The sequence below is a fragment of the Micromonospora sp. CA-249363 genome (genome assembly GCF_050950185.1).
Lineage (GTDB): Bacteria > Actinomycetota > Actinomycetes > Mycobacteriales > Micromonosporaceae > Micromonospora.
Genome location: NZ_CP192020.1, coordinates 3820615 through 3845552 on the forward strand (window position 1 = coordinate 3820615; position 24938 = coordinate 3845552).

The following is a 24938-nucleotide window of genomic DNA, read 5'->3' on the forward strand; positions in this document are numbered from 1 at the left end:
GTCAGCGATGGTCCTTCTGGTACCGGTCGTACGCCTTGTTGACCATGTCCAGGTAGGCGTCCATGTTCTTGCCCTTCAGCTCGGCCAGGTAGGCGTCCCACTGGGCGAAGTCCCGCTGGCCCAGCGCGAACTGGAGGGTCGCCTGGTAGACGGCGTCCTTCAGCGGCGTCTCCCACAGGGACGCCTGCTCCCGCTCCTCGTCGGTCAACGGGTGCGGCGGAGGTACCGCGACCGGCGTGCGGGCGTTCATGACCTTCTGGAACTCCTGCTCCTCCGGGGCGAAGAAGCCCTGCACCAGTTCCGGCTTGCCGCCGTACGCGAAGACACCGTTGTAGAAGCCGAAGTCCTTCTGGAGGTGCTTGGCGGCCTTGGGGTTGAGCCCGATGACGTTGACGTCGGGCGCCAGCTTGGGCATGCCTGCGGCGTCCCGGACGAAGGTCGTGCCCTCGACACCCCACTTGGCGAACTCCTGGCCGGCGTCGGAGTACCAGAGCCAATCGATGAACTGCATCATCGCCACGAAGTTCTTGCTGTCGCGGGCCTTCGAGGAGATCATCACGCCGTTCTCCATGCGGCTGGCCGGGTTGATCTCACCGGCCGGCCCGATCGGCAGCGGAATCTTGGTGATCCTGGCCTTGGGATTGGTCTTCGCCAGGTCCGGTCGGTAGTCGTTCACCACGGCCTGCGCGTTGGCGCTGATCACGAAGGACTTGCTGTTGGCCAGCTTCTGCCGGGCCTGGTCGTCGGTCTGGGTGAAGCTCTCCGGGTCGAGCAGCTTTTCCTTCACCAGCTTGTTGAGGTACTGAAGCATCTGCTTGTACTTGTCGCTCGCACCGGTGTAGACGAACTTCTTGCTGTCGGCGTCCCAGCTCGTGTGCTGGAAGTTCCAGCCCGCGCCCTGAAGTCCGTACGACACGGCCAGGAGGTTGAGCAGGTTGCCGGCCGGGTTGGGCTTGCTCCACCGGTCCGAGAACGGGTAGACGTCCGGGTACCTGGCCTTCATCGCCTTGAGCACCGTGTACAGCTCGTCCCAGGTCTTCGGAGGGGCCAGCTTCAGCTCGTCGAGGATGTCGGTGCGGATCGCCAGCGAGTAGTCGTGCCAGGGCTTCTCGTGCAGGCCGGGCAGCAGGTAGAACTTGCCGTCCTCCTGACGCCGCGTGTCGATCTCGGGCTTCAGGTTCCACTTCGAGATCTTGTCCTGAAGGTTCGGCATGAGGTCCAGGTAGTCGCTGACCGGCAGGATCGCCCCCGACGAGACGTACGCGTCCTCCTGCGCCGGGTACGTCTTCGGGATGATCATCGGGGCGTCGCCGGCGCCGATCAGCAGGCTGCGCTTCTGCTCGTAGTCGCTCAACGGCACGGCGACCGGCGTGAGGGTGACGTTGGCCCGCGACTTCAGCTCCGACCAGAAGAGCCAGTCCTCGCGCAGCGGGTAGTTCGGGTGGTTGTTGTACAGGATGGAGAAGGAGACCGGTTCGCTCGCCTTGAACTGCTTGCCGATGCCGTAGTCGGCCATCGCACCGGCCTTGTTCTCCGACAGGTCCTTGGCGTCGGACGGGTCATCACTGCAGGCGGCGATGCTGGTCGCCGTGAGCAGCACGGCTACCGCTGTCGCGACGCGGCGCCACGATCGGTGGAGCATGGCGGTCCTTTCGGGTTCGGTGGAGGAAAGGTGGACGTGCTGGCTAACCCTTCACGGCGCCGAGCATCACGCCGCGAACGAAGTACCGCTGGACGAACGGGTAGACCAGCAGGATGGGCAGGGTCGTGAGCACGATCGTCACGGACTTGAGCGTCGCCTCGGCCTGCACCTCGTCGGCCTCGGCGATCGCGCCGACGTTCTCCGCGCCGGTGGCTCCGGCGATCAGGTTGCGCAGATAGACGGTCACCGGCCACAGCTCCTGCTGGTCCATGTAGAGGAAGGCGGCGAACCAGGAGTTCCAGAAGGCCACGGCGTAGAACAGCACCATCGTGGCGACGATCGCCTTCGACAGGGGCAGCACGATGCGCAGCAGGATGCCGTACGTGTTGAGCCCGTCGACGGCGGCGGCCTCCTCCAGCTCGGTGGGCAGCGACTCGAAGAACGCCTTCATCACCAGCAGGTTGAACACGTTGATCGCGTTGGGCACCGCGATGGCCCAGACGGTGTTCTTCATGCCGAGGCTGGTCACGAGCACGTAGTTGGGGATCAGGCCGCCGGTGAAGAACATGGTGAAGACCGCGATGCCGACCAGCGCCGTACGACCCCGCAGGTGCTTCTTCGACAGCACGTAGGCGTAGCAGGTGGTCAGCACGATCGAGATGACCGTGGCGACGACGGTGTAGAAGACGGTGTTGCGGTAGTTGGTCCAGAAGAGCGAGTCGCCCAGCACGAGCCGGTAGGTGTCCAGGTTGAACCCGCGCGGCACGAGGTTGACCTGGCCGGCGATGATGTACCGCTCGTCGCTGAGTGAGGTGGCCACCACGTTGACGAACGGATAGAGGGTCGCCACCACCACGATGCTGAGCACCACGGCGTTGGCGGCCTGGAACACGCGGTAGCCCCGGGTGGGCCGGATGCTGCGGGGCCGGACGCGGGCGGGCAGGTCGCCGGCGCGGGCCGTGTCGGTGGCGTCGACGCTCACCACAGGCTCGTCCCCACCGTGCGCCGGGCGATCAGGTTCGCCGTCAGGACCAGCGTGAGGCCGATGACCGCCTCGAACAGCCCGATGGCGGCGGCGTAGCTGAAGTTGCTGGACCCGAAGCCCATCCGGAACAGGTACGTCGACAGCACGTCGGCGGTCGGGTAGGTCAGCGGGTTGTAGAGCAGCAGGATCTTCTCGAACCCGACCGCCATGAAGGAGCCGATGTTGAGGATCAGCAACGTGACCATGGTGGGCCGGATGCCCGGGAGCGTGACGTGCCAGGTCTGCCGCCAGCGGTTGGCCCCGTCGATCCGGGCCGCCTCGTACAGGTCGTCGTCGACGGTGGTGAGCGCGGCGAGGTAGAGGATGGTGCCCCAGCCGACCGTCTGCCAGACCTCGGACGACACGTAGATCGTCCGGAACCACTCGGCGCGTTGCAGGAACGGCACCGCCTCGCCGCCGGCGGCCTGCACGATCTGGTTGATCGTGCCGTCGACCGAGGTCATCTGCATGACCATCGCCGCGACGATCACGATCGACAGGAAGTGCGGCAGGTACGACACGGACTGCACGAACCGCCGCAGCCGTCGGGCGCGTACCTCGTTGAGCAGCAGCGCGAGGACGATCGGCAGCGGGAAGCAGAACAGCAGGGTCAGCGCCCCGAGCACCAGCGTGTTGGTGAACACGTCCCAGAACGTCGGGTCGGTGAGGAACATCCGGAAGTACCGCAGCCCGACCCAGTACTCACCGAAGATGCTCCCACCCGGCTTGAACCGGCGGAACGCGATGACGTTGCCGATCATCGGGAGGTACCGGAAGACCAGGAAGAACAGCAGCGGAAGGACGGCCAGCGAGTAGAGCTGCCAGTCCCGGCGCAGTGCCTGTCGCCAGGTGCGCCGCCGACCGGGCGCGCGTGGGGCGGGGACGCTGGCCTCCACCGCGGCGCCGGGTGGCGCCGGCGGCGGGGGCCGTAACGTGTCAGATGACATCCTCGCCTCCTATGCGGAGTGCGGAACGGCCACGAGCGGCTCGATCCGCACCGACGTGAGCAGGTCCCGCTGGTGTCCGACCTCGCGTTCGGCCCCGGTGAGCCGCAGCGTCAGGGCGTCCACGACCTCTCCGCTGGAGCGCCCGAACCGCAGCTCGACCGCACCGGGCTCGACCACACGCCGGCCGGAGCGACCGGTGAACGACGTGACGTCGGCCGGTACGCCGAAGGTGACGTGCGCCCGCGCTCCGGGTTCCAGCGGCACCCGGGCGAAGCCGACCAGCCGGTGCACCGGGCGGGTGGTCTGCGCCACCGGGTCGTGCAGGTAGAGCTGCACGACCTCGACGCCGGCCCGGTCACCGGTGTTCGCCACGGTGATCCGCACCTGGATCTCGCCGTCCACCGGCCAGGGAGTCGGCTCGTCCCGCGCCTCACCCACGACGGTCGCGTCGGACCACTCGAAGGTGGTGTAGCTCAGGCCGTGGCCGAACGGGTACGCCGGGGTCGGGTCGATGGAGGACACCTTGTTGCGTCGTCCGAGCGGCGGTGCCAGGTAGGTGCCCGGCAGCCCGCCGGCGTGGCGGGGCACGCTCACCGGCAGCCGCCCGGACGGGTTCACCGCGCCGGTGAGCACCTCCGCGAGCGCCTGCCCGCCGAGCTGGCCGGGGAAGAACGCCTGCACCACGGCCGCCGCCGCGTCGAACTCCGGGCCGAGCGCGTACGGGCGGCCGGTCAGCAGCGCCAGCACCACCGGGGTGCCGGTGGCGAGGACGGCCCGGACCAGGTCGGCCTGCACGCCGGGCAGCCGCAGATCGGCGGCGTCGCAGCCCTCGCCGGAGGTGCCGCGGCCGAACATTCCCGCCCGGTCCCCGACGGCGAGCACACACACGTCCGCGTTGGCCGCCGCGGCGACCGCTGCCGGGATGCCGGACGCGTCCTCGCCGGTGACGGCGCAGCCCGGTTCGTGGACCAGCAGCGGGACGCGGCGGGCCAGCTCGTCGCGCAGCGTGGGGATCTCCACGCCGAGGCCGTGGTCGGGATGGTTGACGCCCACGTGGTTGGGGAACGTGTAGCAGCCCAGCATGGCCATCGGGTCGTCGGCGAGCGGACCCACCAGGGCGACCCGGCTCGCGACGGGCAGCGGCAGCACGCCGGTGTTGCGCAGCAGCACGACGGACTCGCGGGCCAGGCGTACGGCGACGTCCCGGCCGGCCTCGTCGTCGAGGCGCAGGGCCGCGACGTCGTCGGGCAGGGCCCGCCAGTCCTCGTCGAGCAGGCCGATCTCGATCTTCTGGATCAGCACCCGACGCGCCGCCCGGTCGATCAGCGCCACGTCGACCTCGCCGGCGTGCACCGCCTGCACGAGGGCGTCGCCGAAGGCGTCCACGGTGGGTAGTTCCACGTCGATGCCGGCGCGCAGGGCGAGGCGGGCGGCGTCGACGGCGTTCCCGGCGAGGCCGTGCAGGGTCTCGAGGAACCGTACGGCGAAGTAGTCGGCGACCACGATGCCGGTGAAGCCCCACTCGTCGCGCAGCAGCCCGGTCAGCAGGTCTTCGTCGGCGGCGGCGGGCATGCCGTCGATCTCGGCGTAGGAGTTCATCACCGACCGCGCGCCGCCGAGTCGCAGGGCCATCTCGAACGGCGGCAGGATGTGGTCGGCCAGCTCGCGACGGCCCATCGACACCGGGGCGAGGTTACGGCCGCCCCGGGAAGCGGAGTAGCCGGCGAAGTGCTTGAGGGTGGCCACGATTCCGGCGTTCTCGAGCCCTCGCACGTACGCCGCGCCGGTCGTGCCCACCAGGTACGGGTCCTCCCCGATCGTCTCCTCGGTCCGGCCCCAGCGGTAGTCGCGGGTTACGTCGAGGACGGGCGCGAGGCCCTGGTGCACGCCCGCGGCGCGCATCGACGCGCCGATCCGGCCGGCCATCTCCTCGACCAGCTCGGGGTGGAACGAGGCGCCCCAGGCCAGCGGTGTCGGGTAGACGGTGGCCTTCCACGCCGCGAACCCGGTCAGGCACTCCTCGTGCACCTGAGCCGGGATGCCGAATCGGCTGGCGGCGACGATCTGCTCCTGGGAGGCGGCCAACGAGCGCGCGCCGAGCACCGGGTCGACCGGCGCGGTGCCGAACGGGCGGGTGAGTTGACCCAGCCCGTAGCGGATGATCGTGTCCCACGACGGGGTGTTGGCGACCATGTCGGACTGGTGCGGCGCGACACCCTCGCCGGACGCGTCGGCGCCGACCCACACCCCGAAGAGTTGGGCGACCTTCTCCTCGACGGACATCAGCGCGAGCAACGCCTCGGCCCGCTCGGACGGCGACCGCCGATTGTCGCGCCACGGTGCGGCGTCGCGGGACGCCGGTTCAGCGTCGGCGGGCTGCTGACTTCTCATGCCGAGACCCCTTAGCTCGGCCACGAACCGCGCCGTCGTGGGACCGGTTCATGGCGCGCGGTTCCACAATCCGAAACTTTCCGGAAACCAGAGCAACCTTTTCGGCAACCTAAGTCCGCTGCCTGAGCGTGTCAAGAGTTTCGATGCGTCCTGGGATGCCTACCAGGCCGCCTAGCTGCATCGACGAGAATCGTCGACTGATCGTGTTAGTGTCGTCCGAAACTTTCGGATGCTGTACGAGGCTGCGATGACAGAGCACCACCCGCTCGGCCCACCCGGCTCCACCACCACCATCGCGACGATCGCCCACGACGTGGGAGTGTCGGTCGCGACGGTCTCCAAGGTCCTCAATGGACGCGAGGACGTTTCCCCCGGCACCAGGGCGCGCGTCGAGGAGAGTCTCGACCGACACCAGTACCAGCGCCGCAGTCGGCGCTCCTCGTCCGCCACCCGTCGGATCGACCTCGTCTTCCACGAGTTCGACACCGGTTGGGCGATGGAGGTCCTGCGCGGGGTCGAGGCGGTGACGAGCGTCCTCGGCGTCAGTCTCGCCGTGTCGCAGCTCGGCGGCGCGCACCGTCCGGCGGCGCGATGGCTCGACACCCTGCTCGGTCAGCGTCCGCTGGGCGTGCTGTTCGTCCTCTGCCACCTCACCGACGCGCAACAGCAGCTCCTGCGGCGTCAGGGGGTACCGTTCGTCGTGATCGACACCGACAGCGCGACCTCGGCCTCCGTGCCCACCGTCGGCTCGAACAACTTCAACGGCGGCCTGCTCGCCGCCCGACACCTGATCGAGCTCGGGCACCAGCGGATCGCCGTCATCTCCGGGCCACCCGACATGCTGTGCAGCCGGGCCCGGGCCGCCGGATTCCAGTCCGCGCACGAAGAGGCCGGCCTCACCCTCGACCCCGATCTGGTCCGCTACGGCAGCTTCTCCGCCGGGGCCGGGCACACCCACGGGCTCCAGCTCCTGCAACGACCGGACCGACCCACGGCGATCTTCGCCGGTTCGGACATCCAGGCGATGGGGGTGCTCCGGGCCGCACGTCGGTGCGGCCTGCGCGTCCCCGAGGACCTTTCGGTGATCGGGTACGACAACCTGCCGCTCGCCACCTGGACGGACCCGGCCCTGACGACGATCAACCAGCCGTTGCGCGACATGGCCGGCATCGCCACCCAGATGCTGCTCGACCTGTCCGCCGGAACGGTCCCGGCGACCAGCCGGATCGATCTGGTGACCGAGCTGGTCGTCCGGGAGAGCACCGCGCCCCCCGCCCCGCCGCGCTGACCCCTGCGAGGAACCGTGTCCGACCCCGCTGTCCGCCTCGACGAGCTCGAGCGATACTGCCCCACCGTCGCCGAACCGGAGGACTTCGACCGGTTCTGGGACGACACGCTCGCCGCTGCCGCCGCCCGTCCGGCGCTCGTCGACGTCCGCCCCGAGCCCACCGGCCTGCGCGTGTTCGACACCTGGGACGTCACGTTCGCGGGCTTCGACGGCGACGAGGTACGGGCCTGGTTCACCCGCCCGGCGGGCGTACCCGAACCGCTGCCCGCCGTGGTGGAGTACGCCGGCTACGGACGCGGGCGTGGCCTCCCGCACGAGCGGCTGGTCTGGCCGGCGGCCGGGTACGCGCACCTGTTGATGGACAACCGGGGCCAGTCCGGGCTGTACGCCGCCGGGGACACCGCCGACCCGCACGGCGCGCCCGGAGGCCCCTGGCCGGCGACCTGGGGCATCCTCGACCCGCACGACTACCACTACCGACGGCTGATCACGGACGCCGTCCGGGCCGTCGAGGCGGTACGCGCCCTGCCCGGCGTCGACCCGGGACGGGTCGCCCTGCTCGGCAACAGCCAGGGCGGGGGCGTGGCCCTGGCCGTCGCCGGCCTGGTCGACGACCTCGCGGCGGTGCTGATCACCGCGCCGTTCCTCTGCGACGTCCAGCACGCCATCGCGCTCAGCGACGCCTCGCCGTACGGTGAGATCGCCCGGTTCCTGGCGGTCCACCGGGAGGCCGAGCCCGCGGTCCGGCGCACGCTGTCCTACGTCGACGGGGTGACCTTCGCCCGGCGGGCCACCGCACCGGCGCACTTCGGCATCGGCCTGCGCGACAATGTGTGCCCGCCGAGCACCGGCTTCGCGGCCTACAACCAGTACGGCGCCGCGACCGGCCGACCCGACGCGCCGCGGCGGGAGATGCACGTGTACCCGTTCAACGGTCACGAGAGCGGCGAGGCCCTGCACGTCCGGCGGCAACTGCGCTGGCTCGCCGCGACGCTCGCGAGCTGAACAAGCCATGGCCGGCGGTCGATGCATTGCCGGTGTTAGCGATAACAAGCTATGGTGCGTCCGGGCGGGGTGAAGGGCACATCCCGACGTCCGGGTTCCTGGTCGTCGACCCACCACCCGAGGAAGCCCTCATGAGCCCTGTGACCCTTGGTAAACCCGTACCCCCGACACCCACCAGGCCCGCGACGAGCCCGAGGCCCCGCCGGGCCCGGCTGTGGTGGGCGGCACTGGCTGCCGTCGCGGCCATGACCGCCGCCGTACCGGTGGCGACCGCGCCCGCGAGCGCCGAATCCAACGGCGGGGTACGCGTCATGCCCCTCGGCGACTCGATCACCGACGGCTTCAACGTCGCGGGTGGCTACCGGATCGAACTCTGGCAGCGGTTCACGTCCGGCGGCTACCGGATCGACTTCGTCGGCTCGATGTTCAACGGCCCGTCCAGCCTCGGTGACCACGACCACGAGGGCCACTCCGGCTGGACCATCGCGCAGATCGACGCCAACATCGTGAACTGGCTGCGCGCCACCAACCCGCGCACCGTGCTGCTGCACATCGGCACGAACGACATGTACGGCGACACCTCCGGAGCGCCGGGCCGGCTGGCCACCCTGGTCGACCGCATCACCAACACCGCACCGAACGCGGACGTGTTCGTGGCCACGATCATTCCGAAGTCCGGCGCGGACAACGTGGTCCGGGGCTACAACGCGGCGATCCCGGGGATCGTGCAGACCCGCGCCTCGGCCGGCAAGCGCGTCCACCTGGTCGACATGTACAGCGCGCTGACGCTCAGCGACCTGGCCGACGGCGTGCACCCCAACGCCACGGGCTACCGCAAGATGGCCGTCGCCTGGTACGACGCCCTGCGCGCGGTTCCCGGCAGCATCGGCGGGGATACCCCACCCACCACCACTCCGCCGCCGACCACCCCGCCCCCGACCACTCCCCCGCCGACCACCCCGCCGCCGACCACCCCACCGCCGACCACTCCCCCGCCCACCACGCCGCCGCCGTCGGCGGGCTGCCGGGTGACGTACACGGTCAACGCCTGGAACAACGGGCTCACCGCGGCCGTCTCGGTCACCAACACGAGCAGCAGCGCGATAAACGGATGGGCCCTGGCGTTCACCCTGCCGGGCGGCCAGACCATCACCGGCGGATGGAACGCCAGCTACTCCCCGACCAGCGGCGCGGTCACCGCCCGCAACGTCTCCTACAACGGCACCATCGCCCCGAACACCTCGGTCGACATCGGCTTCCAGGCCACCCACACCGGCAACGCCGGCAAGCCGACCGCCTTCACGCTCAACGGCACCGCCTGCACGGTCGCCTGACACGCACTGGCACCGAACGTGGGGGCGGCGAGGACCTTCTCGCCGCCCCCACAGGTACCAATAGCTCAGGACGCGTAACGGTCGGGCGCCGAGCGCCCCGCCGCTCGGCGTCCGGATCTGTCGAGGAGCGGGCGTTCGTCCTCCGCCCGGGCACCCGTCAATCGACGCCGGAGAGGCCCAGGAGGTCCCGCAGAGCTGCTTTTCCGTTCGGGGTGAGCCGGACCGCCCGACCGGACCCGATCCGGGCCACCCACTCGTTGCCGAGGAACGTCTCACACAGCTTTGCCCCGGCCAACCCGGCGAGGTGCTGCCGCCGCTCCGTCCAGTCGAGGCATCCGCGTGCGAGGGGTCGGTTGCCGGGCCGTAGGTCCTCGGGGCTCAGCCCGAGCGGGTCGGTGAGCCAGGCCAGGCCGGCCGCGGTCAAGGCGAAACCACCGGCCTGGTCCAGCAGTCCCGCGCGGGTCATCGCGTCGGTCACCGCCACGCCGAGCCGTCCGGCAAGATGGTCGTAGCAGGTGCGGCCGCGTCGCAGGGCCGAGTTCGCCGTCACCGCCCGCAGCCCTCGCGGCGAGGCTGGGCGGTGCTCGATCCGAGCCGCCAGGTCCTCGAGAAGCTGCGCGACGGACGGGCCGGCGAGTTGTACGTACCGGTGACGACCCTGGCGTCGCTCGACGAGCAGCCCGCCGTCGATGAGGCGGTGCAGGTGCTCGGTCGCAGTGGAGGGTGCGACGCCCGCGTGCGACGCCAACTCGCCGGCGGTCCACGCGCGGCCGTCGAGCAGCGCGAGGCACATTGCGGCCCGGCTCTCGTCAGCCAGCAGAGCAGCGAGCGACGCCAGGTCGGTGGCTGAGGTCACCTGCCCAGCGTAGGTCGTTCCCTTTCGGCCGCCGCCGAACGATCCCGGCCGTACCTTCGCCTGATGCAGCAGATCAACGGCCGCGACACCGCTCTCGCCGTCCTGAACGACCCGGCCTTCGTGGTGCCGCCGGTCCCGTCCGGGGCCGCCGGACTCGCCTGGCTACGCGCCACGGTCGGCCGGTTCAGTACCGGAGAGGCCCACGAGCGCCGACGCGCGTTGTCCGTCGCGATCCTGGATACGATCCCGCCGGAGTCCCTCGGAGGTTACGGTCCGATGCATCCGGTGGCAGTCCTCGCCGGCGAGATGGGCATCGACGAGCCCGTGGTGGACCTCGTAGGCGATGTCACGCAGGCCTACCAGCCCGGCACCGGCGACGAACCCAGAGCGGACGCGGCGGTCGCCCGGCTGGTTGCGGCCTTCGGTGGCGTCTTCGACGAGCCGACCGCGGCCCGCATCGGGCTACTCGTGCAGGCTTGCGACGCCACCGTGGCAATGACCGAACGGGCCCGGCACCGCGCCGTTGACGACGTGCTACGTGACGACCCGCCGGTCCCGGCGACCAAGCGGCAGGCGCTCGTCAAAGCCATCGTCGGTGACGTCACGGTCGAAGCCGGCGAGGTGGTGCAGGTGCGGCTGGCAGGCGATCTGGCATTCGGGGCGGGGCCACGCCGCTGCCCGGGACGCGCCCATGCCCTCGCGCTCGTCGAAGGAGCCGTCGCATGAACGACTTCGCCGCCCTGCACCGCAGCGGTGATCCGCTTGTCCTGCCGAACGTGTGGGACGTCGCGTCAGCCCGATGTCTGGTCGAGGCCGGCTTTTCCGCACTCGGCACCACGAGCCTTGGCGTAGCGGCCGCAGCCGGCCTCCCCGACGGCACGGGTGCCGCCGACGCCGAGACGCTGCGCCTGACCCGCGCGCTGGCGAAGCTGCCGGTACACCTCACCGTCGACATCGAGACCGGTTCGGTCGGCACCGCGGTCGCCGTGGCCGCGGCCGGCGCGGTCGGCGTCAACATGGAGGACGCCATGGGACCCGCCGAAGCGCACGCGGCGTTGATCCGATCGGTGAAGCGGGAGGTCCCCCACCTGTTCGTCAACGCTCGGACCGACACCCACTGGCAGCGCCCCGGCGACCTCGCCGAGACCCTACGCCGCGTACGGCTCTACGCGGACGCCGGCGCCGACGGGGTATTCGTTCCCGGCCTGGCGGAGCCGGCCCATGTCGCCGCCGTCGTGTCGGCGGTCGACGTACCGGTAAATATCCTGTTCCTACCCGGCCGGCACACCGTCACCGCCCTGGCAGAACTGGGCGTCCGACGAATCAGCACCGGTTCCCTGCTTTTCCGCGCGGCCCTGGCGGCGTCCCTGAGTACCGCGGAAGCCGTCCGTGACGGCCTCGCCGTGCGACCGAACCTGCCGAGGTACGACCAGGTCAATACCTGGTCGACGGCACACTGACGCCAACGGGACCAAGGCTTCTACCCGCCCTTGTGCCCGGCTTGGCATGCTCCGGCGCACAGTTAGGTGCCTGGGGCGCTGACCATCCGCTGTGGCTGGCCGCCGTGCCGATGTGCTGTTGAGCGTGATGCCGCAGAGTCATCTTGATGCCTCTCAGGCATCACGCTCACGAACGCATCCGCCCGCACGGAGGCGACCGAGGGTCACCGCTGGCCGAGCTGTTCGCGGCGACCGGCGACCGGTGACCTCAGCGGCTCGCCGCGCGGTAGAGGCGGCTCACCGTCTCGGCGACGCAGACGGGCTTGTCGCCGCCGTCGCTGTGCACCGTCACCGCCGTGACCAACTGCACCCCACCGCTGACGGGCGACACCTCGGCGATGACCGCACTGGCCCGTACGGCGGCACCGACCCGCAGCGGCGCGGGAAACCGCACCCGGTTCAGCCCGTAGTTGACTCCCATGGCGACGCCCTCGACGCGGTAGAGCTGACCGGCCAGCGCCGGCACCAGCGACAGGGTGAGGAAGCCGTGCGCGATCGGGGCGCCGAACGGACCGGCCGCCGCGCGTTCCGGGTCGACGTGGATCCACTGCTGATCGTCGGTCGCGTCGGCGAACAGGTTCACGCGGTCCTGCTCGATCGGCTGCCAGGGACCGGGGCCGAGGGTCTCGCCGATTGCGGCGGTCAGCTCGTCGACGGAGGTGAAGACGCGCATGCGGGTGTCCTTAGTGCTGGAGGGTGCCTGACGCCAAACTAGCGGTGATAGTTAACGCCGTCCAGAGCGGGACGGCGCTCAGCGGTCGGAGGCGAGGCCGGCGTGCTGTTCCCCGGCGAACGCGCGGGCCAGCTCCGTACGGGACCGGATGCCGAGCCGGTGGAAGACGTTGCGGAGGTGGTGGTCGACCGTCCGGGTGGACAGGAACATCCGGGCGGCGATCTCCCGGTTGGTCGCGCCCTCGGCGACCAGTCGGGCGATCCGCAGCTGCTGACCGGTCAGCAGCCGCGCCGCCGGCAGATCCGGCGGCCCGACCGACTCCCCGGCGGCGCGCAGCTCGGCCGTGGCCACCTCGGCCCAGCGACCGACCCCGAGCAGGGTGAACGCCTCCCAGGCACGGTGCAGGTGCTCCCGGGCGTCGCGGGGTCGCCGACTGCGGCGCAACTCCTGGCCGAAAAGCAGTTCGGTGCGGGCCCGCTCGAACGCGCCGGCCTCCGTCGGGTGCAACCGCAGGGCCGTCCGGAACTCCCGCTCCGCCTCGACGCCGCCCCGGGGCGCCAACAGCGCGTGGCAGCGGGCCGACAGCGCCCGGCGCAGCGGGCTCGCGGTGCTGCTCGCCCACCTGTCGAAGGCCGCCAGCGCGGCGGTCGCCGCCGGGCGGTGCGGCAGGTACGCGGCCGCCTCCACCAGGTACGGGGTGGCCATCACCTGGACGAGCACCTGGCCCCGACCGGTGCCGAGGCTGGCCAGGGACGCAAGGCGGGTCGCCGCCTCCGCGTGCCGACCATCGACGAGGTCGAGCACGGCCAGCGCCCATCCGGCGAGGGCGTGCGGTCGGCTGCCCGGTGTCGGCGTCGTACCGATCTCCCGGATCCGCCGCAGGCTGCTCTCGCGGTCGGCGCGTACGGCGGCCAGCACGGCCAGCATTCCCAGGTGGACGTTCGCGCAGTTGAACTGGCCGGTGGCCCGCGCCACGCGCAGCCCTTCCCGGGAGGTCTCGGCCGCCACCTCGTGCCGCCCCAGCCAGTACTCGGCGACCGCCCGCAGCTCCAACGCACGGGACAGCATGGACAGCTCGCCGTGCTCGCGTGCCAACCCGACGGCGCGCTCGGCGAGGCGGTGCGCGGCGCCGTCCACGGCCACCACCAGCCCGGCCGCCGCCGCACAGGCGAGCGCGGTCGGGGTCAGCTCCGGCCCGGCGAGGCGACCACCCAGCACGACCGCCCGCCGCAGTGCGGGGCCGGCCCGCTCGTGGTCGCCCCGCAGGGTGGCCGCCACCCCGGTGACGAGGCATCCGGTCAGCTCCACGGCCGGTGGGTCGTCCCGCTGGCGGAGCGCGTCGGCACGCCGGCCGACCTCGGCGTACCGGTACTGGTCGCCGGCGAAGCAGACGGCCTCACCGGCGCGTGCCAGCCCCTGGATGGCCCGGGCACGGTCGACGGCGGCCACACCCCGCGCGGCGGACAGCAGGGTGGCCGCCGCGCCGGTGGCGTCCTCGCAGCGCAGGTCGATCTCGCCGCGCAGCAGCCCGGCCTGACTCTCCACGAGCGGGTCCGCGCAGGTGGCGCGGAGACGGTCGAGCAGGAGGCGGGCCTGGCCGGGCTGGCCGCCGGCCCAGGCGTACCGGGCGGCCGCGAGCAGGCGGGCGGCGGCGTCGTCGGGGTGGTCGCTGAGCGCGGCGGCCCGGCACAGCGCCGCCGACGCCACGGCCCAGCCGCTACGTCCACCGGCCGCCGCCCGCTCCAACTCGGCGGCGAGGACCGGATCGGCGCCCGCGGTCGCGGCGGCGAGGTGCATCGCCCGCCGTAGCCGCTGGCCGAGCGGATCGAGTACGCCCGCGAGCAGCTGGTGCGCGGCCCGCCGCTGCGCGAGCGGAGCGGCGGCCGCGACCATCGCGCGGGCCAGGGGCTGCGCGAACGTGACGCCGCCCGACTCGACGCGGACCAGTCCGGCGGCCTCGGCCGGGGCGAGCGCCTCGATGGCCATCCCGGCGGCGTCGGCGGCGCGGACCAGGGTCGCCGCGTCGTCCGACTCGTCGAGCGCGGCGAGCAGCAGCATCCGGCGGGTGTCCGGCGGCAGCCGGTCGAGGCGGGCCCGGTAGGAGCGCGCCAGCGCGCCGTCGGCCGGCGGCGCGGCCGGAAGCGACTCCTCCCCGCGCCACTGCGCCGGGGTGAGCACGTCGGCGAGGTCCACGAGCGCCTGCGGATTGCCGCCACCGACGGCGGCGAGCGCGGCGGCGACCGGGACGGCGGGCCGCTCGGACAGTCGGTCGGTGAGGACGGCGATGCTGTCCCGCTCGCTCAGCGGGGCCAGCCGGTGGGTCACGAGACCGTCGACGGTGGCGGTGGCGTCCGCGGTGAGCAGGACGACCACCGGCAGCTGCCGCAGCCGGCGGGCGACGACCGCGAGCACCTGCGTGGTCTGCGGGTCACCCCGGTCCACGTCGTCCATCGTGACGAGCAGGGGACGCTCCCGGGCGGTCGCGGCGAGCAGCCCGAGGACGGCCACCGACAGGGCCAGCCGGCGCTCGGGCGGGCAGCCCTCCCCGTCCATGACCCGGTACAGCAGGCGGCGGCGCTCCTCGGGCAGGGCGCTCGCGCGGTCACGCACCGGGTCGAGCAGGCGTTGCAGGCCGGCGTACGGCAGCATCGCCTCCTCGGGCAGCCCGGTGGCGGCCAGGACGGCGCAGTCCTTCGCGTACCGGTGGGCGAAGGAGATCAGCGCGGTGCGGCCCGACCCCGGCTCGCCGTGCAGGAGCAGAGCGCCGCCACCGTCGGTGACACCGTCGACCAGGCTCCGGACGGCCGCGCACTGGTCGTCCCGGCCGCGCAGCACAGTTATTTGCACTTGTGATGCAGTAACCATGCGACCCAGTGTCACTCATCCAGAAGCGGATGGAAAGAGGACAGGCTGGGATCAGTCGGCCGCGACCTCGGCCAACAGCGCGCCCACCGTCCGGGTCATCACCGCGCGGGCGGCGTCCACCCCCAGACCGAGGCCGTAGCGCAGCATCGACCAGGCCGGCCACATGCTCGCCGCCACCACCGCGTTGAGCAGTTGGCCGCGCTCGCGCCCGGCGCGCGCCAGCTCGGCGGCGAAGAGCTGCTCGACCTCGTCACGGACCCGGTCGACGTGCTTGACGCGGTTGCGGCGCAACTGCTCGGAGACGGGCTCGCGCATCTGGGCGGCCCGCGCCGACGGCGCGATGAGCTGGAGCAGCCGCGCCCGCTGCCGGCAGTACGCGTCGACCCGCTTGGCCAGCGGCAACGCCGTCGAGATCGGCCGGTAGGCGGCGTCCTGCTGCCGCAGCACCTCCGCGCCACTGGCCTCGAAGAGCGTCTCCATGTCCTTGAAGTTGGTCCAGAGCGTCCGCAGCGAGATCCCGGCCCGTTCGGCGATGCGCTCGCCGGTGGGCCGCAGGTCGCCCTCGGTGATGAGCGCCAGGTGCGCCTCGACGATGGCCGCCCGGGTGCGCTCGGCGCGGGCCGTCCGTCCGTCGACCCGCGCCGGCGTATCGACCCTGTTCATCCGCCCCCGCCCCTTCACCGCCACGGTGTCGTCCGGCTCTGCGACGAGTCTAGACAGGCGATGATCGAAAGGCTTCGCGTACGCGTGGGCGGCGTCATCCGGGCCGGCCGGATTGCATTCACGGTGCAAATAGTATGAGAGTCGGAAGGTGTTGGTCAACGCGTGGGCCGTACGGCCCGGCCGTGGTGACCGGGCCGTACGACGCCATGGCGCGCGGGTCAGGAGGCGGTCGGAACCCCGTTCGCGGGCGGCGCGACCGGCGCGGCGGTGTACTCCTTGACCGGTCCGTCCCGCTCGTCGGTCTCGTACGTCGGCCCGAAGTAGCTCTGGACTCCCCCGGTCACCTTGCTCAACCGCTGCCCGCCGTAGCCGGAGTGGTCGTCGGCGGCGAAGCGCAGCGGCGCGAGGCCAGGACCCTGGAAGCCACCCTTCTCGACCGCGTCGACGACCTTCTCGCGGGTGACGTCCTTGCCGGCGGCGAGCAGCACCTGCACGAACAGGTAGCCGACCGACATGCCGTAGACGGTGTTGCCGTCGAACGGCGCGTCCCCGTTGTGCGACTTGTTGATCTTCATGAAGAGCTGGATCCACGGGTTGGCGGTTTCGTTCTGCATCGGCAGGTAGTTGGTGCCGACCATGCCCTCCAGCAGCGGCGCGGCGGCGCCGAGCTGCTTGGCCAGGGTCGGCTGGTCGGCGCCGACGTTCGACACCAGCCACTGCGGCTTGAAGCCCAGCCGCGCGGCGGTGCCGATGGACAGCGCGGTGAAGCCGGGCACGGTCGCCAGCATGACGACCTGACAGCCGGCCGCCTTGAACGCGCCGATCTGCGGCGCGACGTTGGTGTTGCTGGTGACGTACGTCTGCTTGACCGCCACCGCCTGAGCGCCGAGGACCTTCTCCACGCCGGCCAGGCTGTCGCGGCCGAAGTCGTCGTCCTGACCGAGGAAGCAGACCTTCTGGCCGGCCAGGTTCGACTTCGCGTAGTTGGCGAGGATCTTGCCCTCGACGGTGTAGTCCGGGTTGAAGCCGAACGTGCCGGGATAGGTGTCGGGCTGGTCCCAGCTACGGCTGCCGGAGGCGACGAAGAGGTCCGGCACCCGGTTGCTCTTGAGGAAGTCGAGCACACCGCTGTGGGTCGGCGTGCCGAGGCCGTTGAGGATGGCGAAGACCTTGTCCTGCAACACGAGTTGGCGTACCACCTGCTGGGTGTTCGCCGGGTTGTAGCCGTCGTCCATGACCTTGTAGGTGATCTTCCGGCCGTGCACGCCGCCGTTGGCGTTGACGTAGTCGAAGTACGCCTTCGTCGCCGGCGCGATCTTGGAGTAGCCGGCCGAGGCCGGCCCGGTGAGCGGCATGTGGGTGCCGACGACGATCTCGGTGTCGGTGACCCCCGGCACCGACCTCCCGCCGGAGCCGGGGCCGTCGTCGCCGCCACAGCCGGCAGCGGCGATGAGCAGAGCGATGGTGCTGGCGATCGCGAGACCGCGTCGCGCCGTAGGGTGCATGGGAGACACCGACCTTTCTCGGTCCGGTTGGGTGGGAGCGGTGTGGTGGTGAGGCGCCCGGCGAAGGCCGGGCCGGGAACAGTTCAGGAATGTCGCGCCGGCCAACGGGCCAGCAGCGCCCGGCCGAGGCGGGCCAGCAGGCCCTGCACACCGCCGGGCGCGGCGATCATCACGACGATCAACGTGACGCCGAAGATCGCCAGCGGGAGGTTGCCCTCCAGCCGCTGCGCCACCGCCGGCGAGAGGGTGAGCAGCTCGGTCACGGAATGGGTGAGGTCGGGCAGGGCGACCAGCAGCACGGCCCCCCAGAGGGCGCCCGCGAGGCGGCCGAGACCGCCGATCACCACGGCCATCAGCAGGAAGAGCGACAGGGTCAGCGAGAACGCCCCGGGCGACACGCTCTGCGCCAGCACCGCGAGCAGTCCGCCGCCGAGCCCCGCCGTGGCGGCGCTGACCACGAACGCGAGAACCTGCGTACGGGCCACGTGGATGCCCGCGAGTCGGGCCGCCACCTCGTCGTCGCGGACGGCCCGGAAGGTCCGCCCGTACCGGCTGCGGACCAGGTTCGCCAGCAGCAGCAGCGCCAGCAGCGTGGCAGCGCCCGAGACCCAGAGCTGCCACCGCTCGTACGGGAAGTAGGGGCCGAGCGCCAACGGCGGCGGCTCCACCGGCACCGACAACCCCTGCTCGCCGCCCAGGACGCCGTCGAAGGTGACGGCCAGCGCCGGCACGACGACGGCCACGGCGAGCGTCACCCCGGCCAGGTAGGGGCCGCGCAGCCGGGCCGCCGCCACACCGACCACCGCGCCGACCACGACCGTGCCCAGCACCGCCACGAACAGCGACAGCGCCAACAGCCAGCCTCCGGTCCACCCTCGGTCGAGGAAGGCGTTCTGGCACAGCGCCACCATGTACGCCCCGGTCGCCATCAACGCCCCGTGCCCCAGCGAGAGTTGCCCGTTGAGCCCGGTGAGGACGGTCAACCCAGCGGTGGCGCAGAGGTACGCCGCGATCGTGGCGAGCTGGAAGTTCCGGAACGGCTCGACGGTGTAGCTGACCGCCACGAGCAGCGCGCCCACGGCGAGCGCCACGGCCAGGTGCCGCAGCAGCGTGGACCCCCGTCGAGGCTCGGGCGGGCGCTCGTCGGCGTCGACCGGCCGGCGCCTGGGCGGCAGGACCGCCCGGGTCGCGCTCACACCCGCCTCGCCGCGACCGGGGCGAACAGCCCGCCGGGGCGCACCAGCAGCACCGCCAGCAGCAGGACGAGCACCGCGAGGGGGGTGAGGTCACTGCCGGCGTACCCGCTCACGTAGGAGAGCAGCAGCCCCACCGCGAGGCCGCCGACGACCGCCCCCGGTGGACTGTCCAACCCACCCACCACCGCCGCGGTGAACGCCGAGACGAACACCAGGTCCATGGCGTGCGGGTGCAGGCCCAGCTCGGTGGGGATGACCAGCATCGCGGCGAGCGCGCCCACGCCCGACGCCAACGCCCAGCCGAGCGTCAACATGCCGCCGACGTTCACCCCGAGCAGGCGGGAGACGTCCGGCGCGAACGCCGCCGCGCGCATCCGCAACCCGACCGAGGTACGGGCGAACATCCAGCCCAGCCCGCTCACCACCACGCCGATCGCGGCGAAGACGAACAGGTCGTACGGCGACAGCACGGCGATCCCGCCGACGGTGAGGGCGGACCGGCTGAACGGGACGTCGGCGGGGCGGAACTCGTTGCCGTACACCATGCCCAGCACCGCCTGGATCAGCAGCACCAGGCCGAGCGCGACGATGACCGGGTTGAGCGGTGAGGCGTGGTCGACGTGCCGCATCACGACCCGGTCCACCAGCGCCCCGAGCAGCAGGCCGGCGACGATCGCGACCACGAAGCCGAGCCAGTACGCGCCCGTCGCGGCGGACACCGAGTACGCGACGTACGCGGCGGCGACGGCCATCGCGCCCTGGGCGAAGTTGACGACCCGGGCCGCCCGCCAGATGAGCACCAGCGCGAGCGCGAACGCGGCGTACACCGCGCCCCGGGACAGGCCGTCGACGGTGAGGAAGACGAAGCGGTCCAACTGTTCTCCCTCCGAGGGACGTCCGGTGCTGGTCAGAAACCGAGGTACGCGTGGCGCAGGTCGACGTCGTCCCGCAGCGACGCCGCCGGGGCGGCGATCACCACCTGGCCGAGGGACATCACGACGCCCTGGTCGGCGACGGCGAGGGCGCTGCGCACGTTCTGCTCGACCAGCAGCACGGTCAGGCCGGTCCGGTCGCGCAACTGGCGCAGCAGGGCCATGATCTGGGCGACCACCCGGGGCGCCAGCCCCAGCGACGGCTCGTCCAGCAGCAGCAGGCGCGGCCGGCCGACCAGCGCCCGGCCCAACGCGAGCATCTGCCGCTCGCCACCGGAGAGCTGGTGCCCGAGGTGGCGACGACGCCGCGCGAGTGGTTCGAACAGCTCGTAGACCTCGTCGAGGGCCCGGCCGGCGTCCGCCCGGTCGCGTCGCCACAGCCCACCGAGCCGCAGGTTCTCGTCGACCGTCAGCTCGCCGATCACGCCCCGGCCCTCCGGGACGTGCGCCATGCCGCGCCGTACGAGCTGCTCCACCGGCGTACCCCGCAGGTCCTCGCCGGCGAGGACGACCTGGCCGGCGGCCGGCCGGATCATGCCGGAGAGCGCCCGCAGCAGCGTCGTCTTGCCGGCGCCGTTGGCGCCGACGACGGCGGCGATGGTGCCGGCCGGCACGGTGAGGTCGACGGCCCGCAACACCGGCGCGGCGCCGTAACCGGCCACCAGCCCCCGGACCACGAGCAGGTCCGGCGCGCTCCCTGAGCCCTCTTGCGTTCGCGACTGCGGGGCTCGCAGAACCGGCTCACTCCTCGCGCTCACGCGGCCTCCTCGACGAGGGCGCCCAGGTACGCGTCGGTGACCGCCGTGTCGTCGCGGATCTCGTCGGGGGTCCCGGTGGCGATCACCCGGCCGAAGTCGAGGACCACGATCTCGTCGCAGACGTCCATCACCAGATCCATGTGGTGCTCCACGAGCAGCACCGCGCACGGGTCGACGTCCCGCCGGGGCAGCCGTCGGATCAGATCCGCCAGCTCGGCGATGTCGTCCGCGCCGAGGCCACCGGCGGGTTCGTCGAGCAGCAGCAGCCGGGGCCGCGCGGCGAGCGCGCGGGCCAGGGCGACCCGCTGGCGTACGGCGAAGGGCAGCGTGCCGGGCGCGGCCTCGGCGTGCGCGGCGATGCCCAGATCGTCGAGGACGTCCAGGGCCTGCCGGCGCAGCCGGCGCTCGTCGCGGTCGCTGCCGGGCAACCCGAACAGCGCCGCCGCGAAACCCGCACGGGCGGTGTGGGACGCGCCGGTCATCACGTTCTCCACCACGCTGAGGCCCGCGAAGAGCCCGGTCCCCTGGAGGGTCCGGGCGATGCCGAGCCGGGTCAGCCGGTGGGGTTGGGGTCGCAGCGGCCGATTGTCGAGGGTGAGCGAACCCGTCTGCGGTGCGACGAAGCCGCAGACCACGTTGAACAGGGTGGTCTTGCCGGCGCCGTTGGGCCCGATCACGCCGACCACCCGCTGGGGTGGCACCCGGAGCGAGACGTGGTCCAGGGCGGTGAGGCCGCCGAAACGGACGCCGATGTCGTGCAGTTCGAGGCCGCGCTCCATGCACCCATCCCTCTGCCGTGGCGGGTGTTATTTACACTCGCAGTGTACGTTTCTCGGTGATCGCGTCAAGACCCTTCGATGCGCCCACGCGACCGGGACGACCGCCCGACAGCGGCCGTCCCGGTCGACACGATCAGGCGCTGGGGCAGGTGTTGCGGTACTCCTCGATCTGCGACCCGCTGGGGCCCGGGCAGAGGAACTGCTCGTAGCGGGTGTCGTCGTCGACGAACCGCTTGAGCCAGGCCACCATCTGCCGCGCCGTCGGCGTGTTGACCGTCTGCGGGAAGAAGTGGCTCGCCCCGTTCAACTCCAGGTAGGCCTTCTCGGCCGAGGCCGGGATGCTGTTGTAGAACGGGACCGAGTGCGTGGCGACCGGCGCTACGCTGTCGCTCTCACCGCCGATGATCAGCGTCGGCACGCGCAGCTCGGACCAGCTCTTGTCCGTGTTCCAGGGCGCGAGGGGCACCGCGGCCTGCAACGACGGCCGGGACGAGGCCGCCTCCAGGCTGCCTCCGCCGCCCATGGAGTGACCGGCCACCGCGAGCCGGCTGCTGTCGATCCGGCTCCGCACCGAGCTGCGCTGGGTGAGGTAGTCCAGCGCGGCGAGCAACTGCCGGCCACGGCTGTCCGGCTGGTCCAGTCGGGTGTTGGTCTCGATGCCGATCACCACGAATCCGTGCGAGGCGATCCGTGGACCGAGCCAGCTGATGCTGGACCAGGCAGCGGTGTAGCCGGGCGAGATGGCGACGGCGCCGAAGGTGCCCTCGCTGGTGCTGGTCGGGTAGTAGATGACCCCGCCGCCGAAGCCGGTGACGCTCAGCGACGAGACGCTCTGCGACGCGGTGGCGAAGGGGCCGCGGCTGGCCTCCAGGATCGCGGTGGTCGGGTCGGGACCCCGGTCGTACGGGCCGGCCGCCTGCGCCGCGCCCGCCGGTCCGACGAGGACACCGGCGACGAGCAGGGTGGCGGCCAGCGCGAGCCGGGCGGCTCGGACGGGCAGGGAACGGGGACGGGTGGTGGTTGGTGACGACACGTCGGGCACTCCCTAGAGTCGAGGAATATCGACATTCGTCAGTGTTCTTCGACCGGGTCGGCCGGCGCATCGGCGAAATCACCAGTCCCGGATTTATCGTGCGTTTCGACCCTCAGGGCAGGGGTAGGGGTGCAGGGGCCTGCTCAAACGCTCCAGCGAGAGGTTCGCCAAGTGGAATCCAGCAAGCCCGCCGAGGCAGTCAAGAACGTCGTGAAGACCGCCTCCGAGAAGATCGCCGATGCCCTCACGCCGGACGTGCCGGGCGCACCCGGCAGCGCACCGCCCACCGTCGAGGAGCCGACCTCGCCCCACGACCCGCTGCCGCCGAAGACGGAACAGGGCGCGCCCCAGACGCGTACGCCCACCGGCGTCGAGACCGGCGCGCCGACGACCGCGAACGGCCAGCAGGGGGCGTACCTGACGACGGCGAACGGGGCACGGCTGCGCGACACCGACCACTCGCTCAAGGCCGGTCCCCGGGGACCGGTCCTGCTCCAGGACCACCACCTGCGCGAGAAGATCACGCACTTCGACCACGAACGCATCCCGGAGCGCGTGGTGCACGCGCGGGGCGCGGGCGCGCACGGGGTGTTCACCGCCTACGGCACCGCCGAGGCGGTCACCCGGGCCGGCTTCCTGAAGAAGGGTCGGGAGACGGAGGTCTTCGTCCGGTTCTCCACCGTCCTCGGATCGCGCGGCTCGGCCGACACCGTCCGGGACACCCGGGGCTTCGCGACCAAGTTCTACACCGACGAGGGCACCTTCGACCTGGTCGGCAACAACATGCCGGTCTTCTTCATCCAGGACGCCATCAAGTTCCCCGACATCATCCACGCCGCGAAGCCGCACCCGGACCGGGAGATCCCCCAGGCGCAGAGCGCGCACGACACGTTCTGGGACTTCGTCTCGCTGCACACCGAGGCGCAGCACCACACCATCTGGAACATGTCCGACCGGGGCATCCCGCGCTCGTACCGGACCATGGAGGGCTTCGGTGTGCACACCTTCCGCCTGGTCAACGAGGCCGGGGAGACGGCGCTGGTCAAGTTCCACTGGAAGCCGAAGCTCGGCGTGCACTCCCTGACCTGGGAGGAGGCGCAGATGCTCGGCGGCATCGACCCCGACTTCCACCGCCGGGACCTCTACGACGCCATCGAGGCGGGCGCGTTCCCCGAGTGGGAACTCGGCATCCAGGTCTTCCCCGACACACCCGAGGAGACCTTCGCCGGCATCGACCTGCTGGACGCCACGAAGATCGTCCCGGAGGAGTTGGCGGAGGTGCAGCCGATCGGCCGGTTGGTCCTCAACCGGACGCCGACGAACTTCTTCGCCGAGACCGAGCAGGTCGCCTTCCACCTCGGCCACCTGCCGCCGGGCATCGACGTCACGAACGATCCGCTGCTCCAGGGGCGGCTCTTCTCGTACGTCGACACGCAGCTCACCCGCCTCGGCGGGCCGAACTTCGCGCAGATCCCGATCAACCGTCCGCACGCGGCGGTCAACGACATGCTGCGCGACGGCTTCCACCAGCACGCCGTGCACGTCGGGGTCGCGCCGTACCGGCCGAACTCCCTCGACGGCGGCAACCCCTTCGAGGCCGGCGACGCCGAGCACGCCTTCGTCGACGTGCCGGTGACGGTGGCGCAGGCGCCCAAGGTCCGCGCGAACCCTGCGTCGTTCGACGACCACTACAGCCAGGTACGACTGTTCTGGCTGAGCATGTCGCCGGTGGAGCGGGAGCACATCATCCGGGCGTACACCTTCGAGCTGGGCAAGTGCTACCACCAGGCGATCAAGGAACGACAGCTGCAGTGCCTGGCCAACATCGACCCGGTGCTGTGCGAGCAGGTGGCCACCGGCCTGGGGCTGCCCGCGCCGCAGCCCACGGTGACGCCCGTCGACGTCACGCCGAGCCCGGCCCTGTCGCAGGTCGGCGGGGAGTGGCCGGCGGACGGCCGCACTGTCGGGATCGTCGTCGACCCCGACGGTGACCTGGACGACGTCGACGAGGTCCGCCGGGCCGTGTTCGATGCCGGCATGGTGCCGCTGCTGATCGCCCCACACGGCGGCATGGTGGGCGACCTGACGGTCCAGCGGACCTTCGCCACCGGCCGGTCGGTCGAGTTCGACGCGCTCCTGCTGGCCGGGGCGCCGGTGCCCGCGCCCGACGCGCTGCCCGCCCGGGACGCCAAGGCGGGCCGGCCGGACGCGGCGACCGTCGACCCCCGCGTGCTGCTCCTCGTCGAGGAGTGCTGGCGGCACGCCAAGGCGATCGGCGCGTGGGGCGCCGGTGTCACCGTCCTGGAGCAGGCCGGGGTGGCCGGCACCCCCGGCATCGTGGCTGCCGGCTCCGGCGCCGAGACGCTGACCGGGGTGCAGCGGCTGATGGCCGCGCACCGGGTCTGGGAGAGGTTCCCCGCCTCGGTGGGCTGATCCGTCACGGAACGAGGGCTGTCCTTCCCTGGGCGGGAGGGCAGCCCTCGTCAGTCCATTACCGGATCATGACAATTCGGGGATCAGGCGCGGATATCCCGCTGGCACCTTTCGC

20 protein-coding genes are annotated in these 24938 nt (G+C 71.7%); 6 read left to right on the forward strand and 14 right to left on the reverse strand.

The window, feature by feature from the left end; genetic code table 11:
* Window position 1 precedes the first annotated feature (1 nt).
* Genes ACQPZK_RS17560 through ACQPZK_RS17575 form a run of 4 tightly spaced genes read right to left on the reverse strand, consistent with a single transcriptional unit; the run spans window position 2 to window position 6004 of the window.
* A complete protein-coding gene (locus ACQPZK_RS17560; protein WP_433533997.1) occupies window positions 2-1642 on the reverse strand; it encodes an ABC transporter substrate-binding protein in 1641 nt (546 codons plus the stop codon).
* A gap of 43 nt (window positions 1643-1685) precedes the next feature.
* Window positions 1686-2624 carry a carbohydrate ABC transporter permease gene (locus ACQPZK_RS17565; RefSeq protein ID WP_433533998.1) on the reverse strand — a complete coding sequence of 313 codons (939 nt, stop codon included), beginning with the start codon at window positions 2622-2624 and terminating at the stop codon, window positions 1686-1688.
* Complete coding sequence (locus ACQPZK_RS17570; RefSeq protein WP_433533999.1) at window positions 2621-3613, reverse strand: ABC transporter permease; 993 nt, start codon at window positions 3611-3613, stop codon at window positions 2621-2623. The genes ACQPZK_RS17565 and ACQPZK_RS17570 overlap by 4 nt, the downstream gene beginning before the upstream one ends.
* Before the next feature lie 9 nt (window positions 3614-3622).
* Entirely contained in the window at window positions 3623-6004 is a 2382-nt protein-coding gene (locus ACQPZK_RS17575; protein WP_433534000.1) for a glycoside hydrolase family 3 N-terminal domain-containing protein, read from the reverse strand.
* Window positions 6005-6251: 247 nt separating this feature from the next.
* Here ACQPZK_RS17575 and ACQPZK_RS17580 point away from each other — a divergent pair, with 247 nt between their 5' ends.
* From ACQPZK_RS17580 to ACQPZK_RS17590, 3 genes are all read left to right on the forward strand, one after another.
* Window positions 6252-7292 carry a LacI family DNA-binding transcriptional regulator gene (locus ACQPZK_RS17580; RefSeq protein ID WP_433534001.1) on the forward strand — a complete coding sequence of 347 codons (1041 nt, stop codon included), beginning with the start codon at window positions 6252-6254 and terminating at the stop codon, window positions 7290-7292.
* A 15-nt stretch (window positions 7293-7307) separates the two neighbouring features.
* Window positions 7308-8297, forward strand: coding sequence for an acetylxylan esterase (locus tag ACQPZK_RS17585; RefSeq protein WP_433534002.1), 990 nt, complete (start codon window positions 7308-7310; stop codon window positions 8295-8297).
* A 131-nt stretch (window positions 8298-8428) separates the two neighbouring features.
* The gene (locus tag ACQPZK_RS17590; RefSeq protein ID WP_433534003.1) at window positions 8429-9631 is read left to right on the forward strand and encodes a cellulose binding domain-containing protein; all 1203 of its coding nucleotides are present in this window, start codon (window positions 8429-8431) and stop codon (window positions 9629-9631) included.
* 157 nt (window positions 9632-9788) lie between these two features.
* Here the strand turns inward: ACQPZK_RS17590 and ACQPZK_RS17595 are convergent, their stop codons facing one another.
* The gene (locus ACQPZK_RS17595) at window positions 9789-10487 is read right to left on the reverse strand and encodes an ArsR/SmtB family transcription factor (RefSeq protein ID WP_433534004.1); all 699 of its coding nucleotides are present in this window, start codon (window positions 10485-10487) and stop codon (window positions 9789-9791) included.
* A 63-nt stretch (window positions 10488-10550) separates the two neighbouring features.
* On the opposite strand from ACQPZK_RS17595, the gene ACQPZK_RS17600 reads away from it, so the two are divergent.
* Both ACQPZK_RS17600 and ACQPZK_RS17605 read left to right on the forward strand, forming a co-directional pair.
* A complete protein-coding gene (locus ACQPZK_RS17600; protein WP_433534005.1) occupies window positions 10551-11213 on the forward strand; it encodes a hypothetical protein in 663 nt (220 codons plus the stop codon).
* The gene (locus ACQPZK_RS17605; RefSeq protein ID WP_433534006.1) at window positions 11210-11947 is read left to right on the forward strand and encodes an isocitrate lyase/PEP mutase family protein; all 738 of its coding nucleotides are present in this window, start codon (window positions 11210-11212) and stop codon (window positions 11945-11947) included. Before ACQPZK_RS17600 ends, ACQPZK_RS17605 begins: the two co-directional genes overlap by 4 nt.
* 247 nt (window positions 11948-12194) lie before the next feature.
* Here the strand turns inward: ACQPZK_RS17605 and ACQPZK_RS17610 are convergent, their stop codons facing one another.
* From ACQPZK_RS17610 to ACQPZK_RS17650, 9 genes are all read right to left on the reverse strand, one after another.
* The gene (locus ACQPZK_RS17610) at window positions 12195-12659 is read right to left on the reverse strand and encodes a MaoC family dehydratase (RefSeq protein ID WP_433534007.1); all 465 of its coding nucleotides are present in this window, start codon (window positions 12657-12659) and stop codon (window positions 12195-12197) included.
* A 78-nt stretch (window positions 12660-12737) separates the two neighbouring features.
* Entirely contained in the window at window positions 12738-15524 is a 2787-nt protein-coding gene (locus tag ACQPZK_RS17615) for an AAA family ATPase (protein WP_433534008.1), read from the reverse strand.
* A gap of 51 nt (window positions 15525-15575) precedes the next feature.
* Window positions 15576-16187 carry a TetR/AcrR family transcriptional regulator gene (locus ACQPZK_RS17620; RefSeq protein ID WP_433534009.1) on the reverse strand — a complete coding sequence of 204 codons (612 nt, stop codon included), beginning with the start codon at window positions 16185-16187 and terminating at the stop codon, window positions 15576-15578.
* Between the two features lie 218 nt (window positions 16188-16405).
* On the reverse strand, window positions 16406-17692 hold the full coding sequence (locus tag ACQPZK_RS17625) for an ABC transporter substrate-binding protein (RefSeq protein ID WP_433534010.1): 1287 nt from the start codon (window positions 17690-17692) through the stop codon (window positions 16406-16408).
* Between the two features lie 83 nt (window positions 17693-17775).
* Entirely contained in the window at window positions 17776-18888 is a 1113-nt protein-coding gene (locus tag ACQPZK_RS17630; protein WP_433534011.1) for a branched-chain amino acid ABC transporter permease, read from the reverse strand.
* Window positions 18885-19763 carry a branched-chain amino acid ABC transporter permease gene (locus ACQPZK_RS17635; protein ID WP_433534012.1) on the reverse strand — a complete coding sequence of 293 codons (879 nt, stop codon included), beginning with the start codon at window positions 19761-19763 and terminating at the stop codon, window positions 18885-18887. Before ACQPZK_RS17635 ends, ACQPZK_RS17630 begins: the two co-directional genes overlap by 4 nt.
* 32 nt (window positions 19764-19795) lie before the next feature.
* On the reverse strand, window positions 19796-20503 hold the full coding sequence (locus tag ACQPZK_RS17640; RefSeq protein ID WP_433539244.1) for an ABC transporter ATP-binding protein: 708 nt from the start codon (window positions 20501-20503) through the stop codon (window positions 19796-19798).
* 71 nt (window positions 20504-20574) lie between these two features.
* Window positions 20575-21357 carry an ABC transporter ATP-binding protein gene (locus ACQPZK_RS17645; RefSeq protein ID WP_433534013.1) on the reverse strand — a complete coding sequence of 261 codons (783 nt, stop codon included), beginning with the start codon at window positions 21355-21357 and terminating at the stop codon, window positions 20575-20577.
* A 133-nt stretch (window positions 21358-21490) separates the two neighbouring features.
* Complete coding sequence (locus tag ACQPZK_RS17650) at window positions 21491-22390, reverse strand: alpha/beta hydrolase family protein (protein WP_433534014.1); 900 nt, start codon at window positions 22388-22390, stop codon at window positions 21491-21493.
* A 171-nt stretch (window positions 22391-22561) separates the two neighbouring features.
* On the opposite strand from ACQPZK_RS17650, the gene ACQPZK_RS17655 reads away from it, so the two are divergent.
* The gene (locus ACQPZK_RS17655; protein WP_433534015.1) at window positions 22562-24823 is read left to right on the forward strand and encodes a catalase; all 2262 of its coding nucleotides are present in this window, start codon (window positions 22562-22564) and stop codon (window positions 24821-24823) included.
* Window positions 24824-24938: the final 115 nt, after the last annotated feature.